Genomic DNA, 11,667 nt, shown 5'->3' with positions numbered 1-11,667 from the left:
AGTTGGTTTTATATCTTTTTGAATTGTATTTTATAAAAGAGCGGTTTGGTCTTTATTGAAAATTATAATGTATAGTTTGCTTTTGCCCTTTCAGGGCAATTCTACACCTTAGTCTAATTCATAGTACTGCGCACGATGCTGTTTCTTTTGGGCTTTCAGCCCTTTCTTCCTAACTTTTGTCCTGGATTAGTTCTATCATCAGTCTCTCTTAATTTCAAAAATCCTGAGGAACTTTTTCTCTAATTTCTTACGCCTTCTTTCTTCTTTCCATCTGGAATAGAAAATGGTAATAAGTAAAAACAAATTCACGATAGTAGAAGCTCTCCTGAGTCCTCTCGCAAATAGAACAAAAAACAGGTTGATTGCAATTATAGCCACTACAGGTGAATATTTCACCCAAAACAATTGAATTTTACTATTGGGCTCAATCGTATAATTTACCTTAAGTCTGTTGTCAACATTTTTGTAGCTTCCTTTTATAATGAAACAAGTGGGAGATGTTGCCGAATTTATGGTCAAACGAAAGCTTTTATCGTCAAAAAGACCGTAAAAAGGCTTTAATTCACCAAATCTCGGAAATATTCTCAAGTGGCTGAATTTTATTTTCAAAGAACCAATTTCAGTATTGTTTTTTAATCTTGCTCTAAATTCAGCTATACTTAATTTTGATTCCATTCCATCCATTTTATATCCTTCTTACCTGCATTCTTTCTCAAAACAATCCTATTCTCAAAGTTTCTATTTTTACTGAGCCGTAAGTAAGTTTTTCAACATTTCGTTCAATGCGTTTCCGTGAATGTTTTTTGCCAGTATGATTCCATTTTTATCGATCAGAAAATTCAAAGGCACTGATTGAAGCATATAATCGCCAATAACCGGAGAATTCCAATATTTTAAGTCGCTTACCTGAGTCCATGGCAGTTTTTGTTTTGCAATGGCTCCGGTCCAAAGAGCTTTCTTCGTATCCATTGAAACACTGTAAATAGAAAACTTACCGGAATAAGTGTTATACAGTTTTATCAATTCGGGCTGCTCTTTTATGCAGGGACCGCACCACGATGCCCAAAAGTCGACTAAAACAAGCTCTCCTCTTAAGGAAGAAAGCACAATATTATTTCCTTTTGTATCCGGCAAATCAATTTCGGGGGCAATGTCGCCAACGTCGGTTCCTACCACCTGAGCTTTCGAACTCGTGACAGCACAGCATAGGAAACCTAAAATAAGTAGTGTTTTTTTCATAATCTTCATGAATAAATTTGGGGTTATTTTCTTGACAGTTCTTTCAAAAACCTAGTAATCAAAAGGTATTGTCCTTTACAAATTCTACAATCCTATCGTCAAAAAAGCGCTGTTTTCAAGAGGAAACAAATATAAATACTTCTCACACAAATTGCATCCTTACTCTTAAAATTATACTAAATAAGTTTCTTTAAATTGATATATCGGGAAAAGTCGATATATTTGCCTTATGGAATCTATAGAAATCTTTAAAGCATTAGCCAACAAATCCAGATTACAAATGCTGGAATGGTTAAAAGAACCCGAAATCAACTTCCCGGATCAGCTCCAGCACTCGGGATTTGAGCATGGGGTTTGTGTGGGGCAGATACAAGCCAAAGCAGGTCTTACCCAATCGACAGTCTCAGAATACCTGTCTATTTTACAACGCGCCGGATTTATCGAATCTAAACGTGTTGGACAATGGACTTATTATAAACGTAACGAAGGTGCCTTTGAAGCACTCAGTAAATTAATTCAATCTAATTTGTAAATTACTATGAGTACAAACAACCTGTTTTCGCCATTTAACTTAAAAACGTTAAATCTTAAAAACCGAATCGTAATGGCGCCTATGACGCGCTCCTTTTCTCCAAACGGAGTTCCAACTGACGAAGTAGCTTCTTACTACCAAAAAAGAGCTGAAGGTGAAGTTGGTTTAATATTATCAGAAGGAACTGTTATTGACAGACCTTCGTCGTCAAACGATGCTAATGTTCCTCATTTTTATGGCAATGAAGCCTTAAACGGATGGAAAAAAGTAATTGAAGAGGTTCATACCGCCGGAGGTCAAATGGGGCCGCAAATCTGGCATATGGGAATTATGGACAATCATCATTCAGGATGGGTTCCACCAGTGCCTTTTGAAGGACCGTCGGGTTTAAACCGACCTGATTTTAGTAATGGAAATACCATGTCAGAGAAAGACGTTGAAAATACTATTATCGCTTTTGGAAAAGCAGCGGCCGATGCTAAAAGACTAGGATTTGATACGATCGAAATTCACGGTGCGCACGGTTATCTAATTGACCAGTTCTTTAGAGCCGAAACCAATTTGCGTACGGATCTTTACGGTGGAAAAACATTACCGGAACGCAGCCGCTTTGCTATTGAAGTCGTAAAAGAAATCAGAAGACAGGTCGGTAACGATTTTGCTGTGATTATGAGATTTTCTCAGTTTAAGCCTTCTGATTACAACTATAAACTAGCCAAAAATCCACAGGAATTAGAAGCCTGGTTAAGCCCTATTGTTGATGCAGGAGTAGATATTTTACACTGCTCTCAACGTCGTTTCTGGGAGCCGGAATTTGAAGAATCTGACCTGAACTTTGCAGGCTGGGCTAAAAAAGTTACGGGAGCGCCAACTATTACAGTAGGTTCTGTCGGACTTTCAAGCGATTTCTTTGGTGCTTTTGCAGGAGAAAGTTCTGAACCAACTTCTTTGGAGGAACTAAACAGACGTTTCGACAGAGGCGATTTTGATTTGGTTGCCGTGGGAAGACCTCTTTTATCTGATCCTAACTGGGTGGCCAAAATCAAAGCAGGACATACGGATCAATTAAAAGGTTTTAGCAAAGAAGCCTTAGGACAGTTGGTTTTAGAATAAATTTAAAAGTTATTAATTAAAAAATTATATTTGCAGTCGAATGAAATCATTGAACAGCATATTACGCCTTCCTTTTTTCAGCACTTATTATTATGCAATAATACTTGCTCGGAAAGGCTATGCATATAATTCAACGTATTCGCGATTATAAATTAAAGAATAAATTATATATCAACCTTTAAGCCCGGGCATTTTTGTCCGGGCTTTTTTTATTTAAAAAAAATGGAAACAATTCAAAAACTAAAAGAAAACACAGCCATCTTTCTTCCTGAAAATGGCTTAAAAGAAAAACTAAATTTAGCTAAAAAAGAAAACAGAAAATTAATTATCAAACTTGGTTTTGATCCAACCGCCCCAGATTTGCATTTGGGACATGCTGTTGTTTTAAAAAAACTAAAACAATTTCAGGACTTAGGGCATCAAATTGTTATTGTAGTAGGAAGCTTTACTGCCCGAATTGGTGACCCTACCGGAAAAAACAAGAGTCGAAAACCTTTGAGTACTGAAGAAGTAAAGCACAACGCCGAAACTTACATTTTGCAATTGGCGAAAATTATTGATGTTGAAAAAGCAAAAATCGTTTTTAATTCAGAATGGCTGGACGAACTATCTTTCTCTGAAATAATTCAGATTATGTCGAATGTTACGGTCGCACAACTGATGCACAGGAATGACTTTAACAAAAGATTTACCGAGAACACACCAATTGCAATGCATGAATTGGTTTACCCAATTTTACAAGGTTTTGATTCTGTCAAAATTAATGCTGACATCGAAATCGGAGGTACAGATCAGTTATTCAATTGTACTATGGGAAGACAATTACAGGAAAATTTCAAAATATCCGGGCAAATCGTAATGTGTATGCCATTGTTAAAAGGTCTTGATGGAAAAGAAAAAATGAGTAAATCATTGCGCAATACAATTGGATTGACTGATGAACCAAACGAAATATTTGGGAAAACCATGTCGATTCCTGATGAACTTATTTTAGAATTCTTGGAATTAACAACCGATTTTTCATTAGAAGAAAAGTTAGAAATCAGGAAAAGATTAGAAAATGATAATCCAATGCATATTAAAAAGTTGATTGCGAAAAACATTATCACTCAGTACCACAATAAAAATAGCGCAGAACAAGCTGAGGAATTCTTTATTAATCAATTTCAAAATAAGAATTTAGAAGCGAAATCATTTGTCACGGTTATGATATCTTCTTTAAAAACGGAGTCAAATCAAATAACCTTAATTGATCTTTGTTCTTTAATTAAAAATGACATTACAAAGTCAGCAAACAGAAGATTGATTGAAAGCGGTGCAGTTCAGATTAATCATGAAAAAATTCAAAACCCATTTGAAATAATTTCATTGCAAAAAGAAACAAAAATCAAAATCGGAAAGAGAAATTTCTATGAATTATTATAAAAACCAAAAGGGATGAAAATAACAATATTTTCATCCCTTTTTTAGATTTAAAGCTGCAATGGCTCAAAACAGCAAAAGCTTTACCTCTGTCCCTCAGAACCTTAGAGCCTTAGTTCCTCTTTTAAGAAACTTTTCTTTTTTGAAATTTATTCTGAAGCCAGTTGCGCACTGGCTCGTCATAAAACTTCAGACACAGGTAAGCGATTACAATACTCGAAATTACAATACCAATTCCAATCCCGTAACCATCCTTTAATGGTACTTTGTTTTCGAATACCCACGCCATATAGCAATAAATTAACGGATAATGGATAATATAAATTGGATACGAAATGTCTCCTAAGGCTTTGCAAATTTTAAGCGATAACGGATTTTTGATCTCTCCTCCTGCCCCTATGGCTACAATTAAAGGAAACAATACTATAATAGCAATGGATTCATACAAACCGTTCATCCACAAACTGTTTTCATCACCCAATCTCGGGATACTAAAAATGACTAAAATCAAAACGCTGCAAATCCAGAAAGCACCTTTTACATGAATGAGTTTTCCTAAACGGGAAAGTAAAACTCCCGCAAAGAAAGGATACAACAAACGGGTGAATCCAACATACAATTCCTGCATCGTTAGTGACCAACCACCAATAACATCTCCTTTTGGACCAAAAACGGTATAATGAACAAGCATTCCCGCAAAAATTAATACTAAAAAGCCTAGAACTTTATTCGAGAATTTACGAAAGAACAACGCATACAGAATATTGGCAATATACTCAAAGAAAAGCGACCATGCCGGTCCATTAAGCGGAAACGTTTCGCCCCAGCCTCTAATTTCCATTGATGGCGGAAGCGGTATCAGTACAAAACCGGCCAGCATCACTAAAATTAGTTTCCAGATTGGCATAGTAGCAATTTGCGGAAAAGCAACATTCGAAGCCTGAAGATAATAAAGCGACGCTCCAATGACCATTCCCATAATAACCATGGGCTGTAAACGGATTAAACGTCGTTTGTAGAACTCCCATTGCGACATTTTCTCCCAACGATCGTCATAGGCGTACGCAACCACGAATCCCGATAAAAGAAAAAAGAAGTCGACTGCCAAATAACCATGATTCATGATCTGCTTAAATCGGCTTCCTTCGTTAAAAGCTTCGAACGCGTGAAAAATAACTACTAAAATTGCGGCTACCCCACGTAAGCCGTCTAAAATTTCATAATGTTTTTTGGGTTTAATTTCCATTGAACTTGAATTCATAAAATAGTTTTTGGTTGTTAAAAGGTTAGATAATTTTTTGGTGAAAGCTAAAATAGCGATATTTCCCTAACAGGCTGGCCGATTGAAGCTTGTAATCCTAAAGAAAGACTGGTTATTTGTTACATCAATTACATTAGAGATCAATAAGGTAAGAAAAATCTTTTCTTCGGAAATTCTAATTGAAATTTAGAATTTAACTTCTTAGAAAATTGGCTTTTAGCGTTACTATTCCTGGTGCTTTTTAAGCCATTCCAGTCTGCGTTGATCCGGTAAATGTGTTACTTTAAAATTTTCGAATTTGGCTTCAAAGCCTTTTCCGTCCGGTGATGCAGCCATAAGGCCCACCATGACCGGTGTATTGTCCTGCAAAGGTGCATTTCGGGTCAAAATATAGTTTTTATCATCATACGAAAAGAAGACTTCAACGGCGTCCAGTCTTCTCACCACTTTTATCCATACAAATGGTGGTGCTTTCTCTAAAGTTGTTACACTCCAGTCACTTTTATCGTGTGTAACAACGGTACTTATATTAAATTTTCCATCCACAAATTCAACTCCGGTTTTAATGTAATTTTTCTCATCAATACGAAGCATCAGTCCCATTTGGTCAAAACGGGCGATATAATTACCGGTTAACTTTACTTTGGCTTCAAACTCTCCGCCATAAGTAGCATAATAAAACGGTGCATCGTCTACAGTAAAACCATAATGCGAAATGCGCCAATAATCACTATTCGCTGTCACATTCATGATCAAAGCATTGTTTTTAATTTCCCATTTTTCAGGTTCGTTAAACCATTGCATTTTGTTCAGGCTTTGTGCCGAAAGACTTTGTGCTAAAAATAAGGTGAGGACACCTAGTATGGCTTTTTTCATAATAGTATTTTAAATAATAGACTTTTTATTTAACGTATTGGTATAATTCATTTTTAACACATAGAAACATAGATTCTTTATCTAATAAAAAAGGCGTTTCACTTCCATTAAATGCACGTAGTTTTTCTATATGAAAGAAATATATTCCTATTTTTTTCTCTTCTTACCGCCAAAATCTATGTTTCTATGTATGTGTGTGTTGACAATTCCCCCCCCAAAAAAAAACAGAGTTCATAAAAGTAAAGCCACAAGTTTTTACACTTGCAGCTTTACAACCAACCATTTTTAGAAACATGAAATTATTGAAGTGAGAAACTCACTTTAGATTTTATAGCTGTAGAAGATGCTCCAATGATGGCTTCAAAAGCTCCTGGTTCAGCTACCCAGTCGTGTTTTTTATCATCAAAAAAGCTAAGTGCTGTTTTATCGATGGTAAAAGTCACCGTTTTTTCTTCTCCCGGCTGAAGGGAAACCTTCTCGAAGCCTTTTAATTCCTTAATCGGACGCGGTAATGAAGATTTCAAATCACTGATGTAAAGCTGAACTACTTCTGAACCTTCTCGTGTTCCCGTATTCTTTACTTTTACCGAAAAAGTGATCTGATCTCCGGCTCCCATTTGTTTTTTATCGGCTGTTACTTTTCCATATTGAAAAGTCGTATAACTCAACCCATGCCCAAAAGAGAACAATGGCTTTGCTTTTTGCTTGTCGGCCCAACGGTACCCTACAAAAATGCTTTCTTTATATGTTACGTCATCTCCGCCCGGAAATTCGCCTAAGGCATGAGCTCCGTTATCGGATAATTTTACAGGAAAGGTAAACGACAGCTTCCCTGAAGGGTTCACATCTCCTACCAAAACAGCAGCTAAAGCATTTCCTGCTTCTGTGCCCAAAAACCAACCTTGTACAATTCCCGGAACGTCTTTTATCCATGGCATTGCCACTGCATTTCCTGAAATATTCACAAAAACGATATTTTTATTTACTTTCACCAATTCTGCTATCAATTGATCCTGACCATACGAAAGACCCAAATCCAGACGGTCAAAACCTTCAGCGTCTTGTTTGTCACTTTTATTTGTACCTCCTATGAACAAAACAACATCTGCGGCTGCAGCTACTTTTACAGCCTCAGCGGTTAACTCGGCAGGAGAACGTTTGTCTTCCAGACTTACTTTGGCTACCACTCCGTTATAGTTACTTGTCGGATCTCCCACGTATCCGCGAGCGTAAGTAATTTCAGCCTGCTTTCCAATTCTTTTCCTTAATCCTTCAAGTGGAGTAATTTCGTATCTCGCTTTCAATGAAGAACTTCCTCCTCCAACAGTCATCATTTTGATCGCATTTTCTCCAATCACTGCTATTTTCTTTGTTTTAGAAAGGTTAATTGGCAAAATGTTATTGTTGTTTTGAAGCAGCACAATTCCTTCTTCGGCGATTTTCAAACCTGCTTTGGCGTGTTCTTCTGTTCCAAAAGAACCGAAAGGTCTGTTCTTATTCATCGTCGTTAAGAATGACAGACGTAAAATACGACGTACTTTCTCGTCCAGTTCTTTTGTTCCAACCTCACCTTTTGCAATCATTATAGAATAGGGTTTAGCCAAAAAGTAATTATCATAAGCGTTACTGGTTCCCCATGAAAGCCCGTTAGTCCAGGAACCGAACTCCATATCCAATCCATTGTAGATGGCCTGTTTGGTATCATGAACGCCTCCCCAGTCTGACACTACAACTCCTTTGAAGCCCCATTCTCCACGTAGAATATCATTCAGTAAAAACTCATTATGACAACAGTGCTGCCCTTTGTATTTATTATACGCCCCCATAATTGCCCAGGCATCTCCTTCCTGAACGGCAGCTTTAAAAGCCGGTAAATAAATTTCATATAAAGCACGGTCATCAACGATTACATTAACTGTATTACGCCCTATTTCCTGATTGTTTAAAGCGAAATGTTTAACGCAGGCAGCCACTCCGTTTGCCTGTACCCCTTTGATATAAGGAACAACCATTTTTGAAGTCAGGAAAGGATCTTCTCCCATGTATTCAAAATTCCGACCGTTTAGAGGTGATCTGTAAATGTTAACACCGGGTCCTAATAATACATTTTTGTTACGGTAACGCGCTTCTTCTCCTATAGATTTACCGTATAGAGACGATAATTCTTTGTTCCAGGTAGCAGAAAGTGCGGTTAAAGCCGGAAAAGCAATACAGGAATCATTAGTCCATCCAGCCTGATCCCATTCGTCCCATAAAACTTCGGTACGAATTCCGTGTGGTCCGTCGGTCATCCAGTTTTCCGGAATACCCAAACGTGGCACACCCGGTGAGCTGAATTTTGACTGCGCATGTATCATGGCAATTTTCTCGTCGGTTGTCATTCTTGCAAGGGCATCTTCTACACGTTCATTAATCGATTTTTTATCGTCTAAATAAACCGGAATTTTATGCTGTGCACTCGCCCCGACAGCACTCAACAATAGTAAAACAACAATTGTTTTAACATTTTTAAACATAACTATTAATTTATTAAAGCATTTAATTTACAATAGGAAGAAAGTATAAGCAGTACCTCTCTTTTTAAGAATACTGTAAAGCTAAAACGTTATAGTTTGTTCTGGATTTCTAAATGAAAAAAAGTAGTGAATTAAAAACACAACTTAATGAATAACAATTGCTTACAAAAAACAAAAAGCCAAAAAAAGTAGTGATTTTAGAATGATTTTCTAAAGTTTTACGGATATTAAGCCAATTTTTGTGACCCTTTCTTCAAAATCATTTCGGGAAACTGCGGCTTTATTTCGTGCTCTGGTTCGGTAATTGTAAATGGTGCTCAAAGAATAACGCAAAAACGCCGCAATTTTTACACTGTCTGTAATTCCTAAACGAATTAAAGCGAAAATTCGAAGTTCTGTATTCATCAGTTCTCCTTGTTTTAAAACAATTTGCTCTTCCGGAATTAAAAGCGCATTGAAATCTTTTACGAAAGTGGGATATAAATTCAAAAAGATGATGTCAAAATTTTTGTATAATTCTTCCAGTTCGTTATCTAAGAGAGTGGTTGATTTCAATACTTTGTAGATTTCATCAAATTGTTTGGCGGTCGCTTTTTTGTTTAAAGTGACGCGATAATTTTCTAGTTTGTTGATATAGGCTGAACAAAGACTAAAAAAATGTGCAATGTATTCTTCTTTAACATGGTTGGATTCCGATAATTGTGCATTTCTTTCCTGCAGCTGATTGTTGGTTTCTGTAATGTCTTTATTTAATTCGGCTAATTTTTGACTTGTATTATACAGTTCTGTCCTGATTCGCGATACTTTTTTCATTTGTTTGTAAACATAAATCACCGCAACAACTAAAAATGCCGATAATAAACTGATACATAAAAGGTACAGTTGAAGTTCCGTTTTTCTCTTAGCTTCTTTCTCTAAGTAAACAGTGTTAATGATCGAATATACCTCTGACATTAAAAGGGTACGAAACTGAACATTGCAATACAAGGCATCTTCAATCGCCGATTGGGTTAGTTTATAGGCCATATCAACATCATTGGCTTGATAAAAAAATAAAGCGAGTTCCTGAAGAGAAGCATTGTCCTTGTTTGCGGTTTTTAGATCGGCAGTAGCTGAAAGTGCATAGTATTTTTTTTGAAGTTCCGGCTGCTTCGTTTCTTTATAGATGCTCGCCAAAAGATAAGTAATCATGGCATACTGCGGATGATCGTCTTTTGCTTTTTTCAATAAATCCGATAGCTTTTTTTCAGCTGCAGCAAACTTTTTCTGCGACATCTCCTGCTCAATTCTGGTGATTCGATAGTTTAAGGTAGAAGGATCTAAAACGGTGAGCAGCGAATCACGGTATTTGTTAATTTGCTCAATGTACTTTACATCGTCGCTATTGGCAGCATAATGTTCCAAAAACTCGCGATACGCAATATAATAGTTAGGTAGTAGTTTCTTAGGCAATTCCTTTTTAGGAATGCTTTTTAAAATGGCCTCAGATTCGCGATACTTTCCCGAGGAAGAGTACAATGTTACCAATTGCAGATTGGCCAGGTTCAGTAAATCGGTATTTTGAAGTTCAGCAGCGATTTTCTGGTTTTTTTTGACATATAAAATAGCCGAATCAGAATTGAATTTCAGATATTGACTGTACAAACTTTGGTTGTAATTGTACTCCTGCTCTTTCGTTAAATCATCGGATTTGATTTTTTTGAAATTTAAAATACGTTCTTCTCTCAAACGAACATAATGAGCTTTGTTCTTTAAAGCTTCATTTAACTTATCGATAATACTATCTGTGCTGTCCGCTGAATAAACAGGACTTCCTAAAATGATAAAAAGAAGAAACAGCAGATAATTTTTCAAACCAATTGGGAATATAATGAGACTTGCAAATATAAGAAAGTGCTACTAGAAAAAGTAATTATTTAGCAGATTGAAAATTGTGGTTTTTGTAAAAAATAAAAGCTCCCGAAAACAAATAACTGCACTCATTCTCTATCGGATTTTTGTAAATTTGTTTATACTTCATTTTTGCTAATTTAAACATTATACTCATGCCACACTTTGTTATTGATTGCTCTGAAAAAGTAATCCGATTAAAATCTGCCGACGATATCATGCAGGAAATTTACCATACCGCTTTAGCCACTACTCTTTTCGTTCCTACTGATATTAAGGTTCGTATCCATCCTTTCAGCTATTATAATAATGGAAATTCTTCAGACGATTTTATTCACGTCTTTGCCTACATTCTGGAAGGCAGAAATACCGATCAAAAAGCAGGATTATCAAAAGCAATTGTCACTAAACTAAACGAGATACTTCCTGAAGTCCCTATTATTTCGATCAATATTATGGATTTTGAAAAAGCCAGTTATGTCAATAAAGCTATGGTTTAAGAAACACTTTTAGCTACTTTGTGATATAACAGAAGTAATAACAAAAAATTCTTGTTATGTTAAAACAAAATACCAAACAACTAAAAACCAAATACTTAACACTCAAAAAAAAGCTGAAACTTTAAAAAAGTTTGCCACGAATTCACGAATTTTTTTAAACCATACAGATTAGAAAAAATTCGTGAATTCGTGGCTATTTATTCTTTACTCTTTACTCTTTACTCTTCACTCTTTACTCTTTACTCTTTACTCTTCACTCTTTACTCTTCACTCTTTACTCTTCACTCTTCACTCTTCACTCTTCACTCTTCACTCTTC

At 36.1% G+C, this 11,667-nt stretch carries 10 protein-coding genes; 4 read left to right on the top strand and 6 right to left on the bottom strand.

Annotated elements, in window-relative coordinates:
* Nucleotides 1-198: 198 nt before the first annotated feature.
* Both JO950_RS19260 and JO950_RS19255 read right to left on the bottom strand, forming a co-directional pair.
* Entirely contained in the window at nucleotides 199-675 is a 477-nt protein-coding gene (locus tag JO950_RS19260) for a hypothetical protein (RefSeq protein WP_202704099.1), read from the bottom strand.
* A gap of 69 nt (nucleotides 676-744) precedes the next feature.
* Nucleotides 745-1,239: a TlpA disulfide reductase family protein gene (locus tag JO950_RS19255; RefSeq protein ID WP_202704098.1), complete on the bottom strand. Its 495-nt coding sequence runs from the start codon at nucleotides 1,237-1,239 to the stop codon at nucleotides 745-747.
* A 229-nt stretch (nucleotides 1,240-1,468) separates the two neighbouring features.
* On the opposite strand from JO950_RS19255, the gene JO950_RS19250 reads away from it, so the two are divergent.
* From JO950_RS19250 to tyrS, 3 genes are all read left to right on the top strand, one after another.
* Nucleotides 1,469-1,771: a helix-turn-helix transcriptional regulator gene (locus JO950_RS19250; RefSeq protein WP_017497055.1), complete on the top strand. Its 303-nt coding sequence runs from the start codon at nucleotides 1,469-1,471 to the stop codon at nucleotides 1,769-1,771.
* A gap of 6 nt (nucleotides 1,772-1,777) precedes the next feature.
* Nucleotides 1,778-2,884, top strand: a complete 1,107-nt coding sequence (locus tag JO950_RS19245; protein WP_202704097.1) for an NADH:flavin oxidoreductase — start codon at nucleotides 1,778-1,780, stop codon at nucleotides 2,882-2,884.
* Between the two features lie 222 nt (nucleotides 2,885-3,106).
* Nucleotides 3,107-4,309, top strand: a complete 1,203-nt coding sequence (gene tyrS / locus JO950_RS19240; RefSeq protein ID WP_202704096.1) for a tyrosine--tRNA ligase — start codon at nucleotides 3,107-3,109, stop codon at nucleotides 4,307-4,309.
* A 121-nt stretch (nucleotides 4,310-4,430) separates the two neighbouring features.
* On the opposite strand, the gene JO950_RS19235 is transcribed toward tyrS, so the two are convergent.
* The 4 genes from JO950_RS19235 to JO950_RS19220 form a co-directional block, all read right to left on the bottom strand.
* Nucleotides 4,431-5,567: an acyltransferase gene (locus JO950_RS19235; protein WP_202704095.1), complete on the bottom strand. Its 1,137-nt coding sequence runs from the start codon at nucleotides 5,565-5,567 to the stop codon at nucleotides 4,431-4,433.
* 225 nt (nucleotides 5,568-5,792) lie between these two features.
* Complete coding sequence (locus JO950_RS19230) at nucleotides 5,793-6,443, bottom strand: DUF1349 domain-containing protein (protein WP_202704094.1); 651 nt, start codon at nucleotides 6,441-6,443, stop codon at nucleotides 5,793-5,795.
* 299 nt (nucleotides 6,444-6,742) lie between these two features.
* The gene (locus JO950_RS19225; RefSeq protein ID WP_202704093.1) at nucleotides 6,743-8,959 is read right to left on the bottom strand and encodes a glycoside hydrolase family 3 C-terminal domain-containing protein; all 2,217 of its coding nucleotides are present in this window, start codon (nucleotides 8,957-8,959) and stop codon (nucleotides 6,743-6,745) included.
* Nucleotides 8,960-9,169: 210 nt separating this feature from the next.
* Entirely contained in the window at nucleotides 9,170-10,813 is a 1,644-nt protein-coding gene (locus tag JO950_RS19220) for a DUF6377 domain-containing protein (RefSeq protein ID WP_202704092.1), read from the bottom strand.
* A gap of 191 nt (nucleotides 10,814-11,004) precedes the next feature.
* Between JO950_RS19220 and JO950_RS19215 the strand changes: the two genes are divergently transcribed.
* Entirely contained in the window at nucleotides 11,005-11,349 is a 345-nt protein-coding gene (locus JO950_RS19215) for a 5-carboxymethyl-2-hydroxymuconate Delta-isomerase (protein WP_202704091.1), read from the top strand.
* Nucleotides 11,350-11,667: the final 318 nt, after the last annotated feature.

Source organism: Flavobacterium sp. UGB4466 (genome assembly GCF_903469665.1).
Classification (GTDB): Bacteria; Bacteroidota; Bacteroidia; order Flavobacteriales; family Flavobacteriaceae; genus Flavobacterium; species Flavobacterium lipolyticum.
Note: the sequence above shows the minus strand (reverse complement) of the source record. Positions and strands in the feature narration are given on the sequence as shown.

Bases quoted from the DNA above. Each gene is read 5' to 3' on its own strand.
- JO950_RS19245 (WP_202704097.1), top strand. From the start codon at position 1,778: ATGAGTACAAACAACCTGTTTTCGCCATTTAACTTAAAAACGTTAAAT.
- JO950_RS19225 (WP_202704093.1), bottom strand. From the start codon at position 8,959: ATGTTTAAAAATGTTAAAACAATTGTTGTTTTACTATTGTTGAGTGCT.
- JO950_RS19215 (WP_202704091.1), top strand. From the start codon at position 11,005: ATGCCACACTTTGTTATTGATTGCTCTGAAAAAGTAATCCGATTAAAA.
- JO950_RS19250 (WP_017497055.1), top strand. From the start codon at position 1,469: ATGGAATCTATAGAAATCTTTAAAGCATTAGCCAACAAATCCAGATTA.
- JO950_RS19260 (WP_202704099.1), bottom strand. From the start codon at position 675: ATGGAATCAAAATTAAGTATAGCTGAATTTAGAGCAAGATTAAAAAAC.
- tyrS (WP_202704096.1), top strand. From the start codon at position 3,107: ATGGAAACAATTCAAAAACTAAAAGAAAACACAGCCATCTTTCTTCCT.
- JO950_RS19230 (WP_202704094.1), bottom strand. From the start codon at position 6,443: ATGAAAAAAGCCATACTAGGTGTCCTCACCTTATTTTTAGCACAAAGT.
- JO950_RS19255 (WP_202704098.1), bottom strand. From the start codon at position 1,239: ATGAAAAAAACACTACTTATTTTAGGTTTCCTATGCTGTGCTGTCACG.
- JO950_RS19235 (WP_202704095.1), bottom strand. From the start codon at position 5,567: ATGAATTCAAGTTCAATGGAAATTAAACCCAAAAAACATTATGAAATT.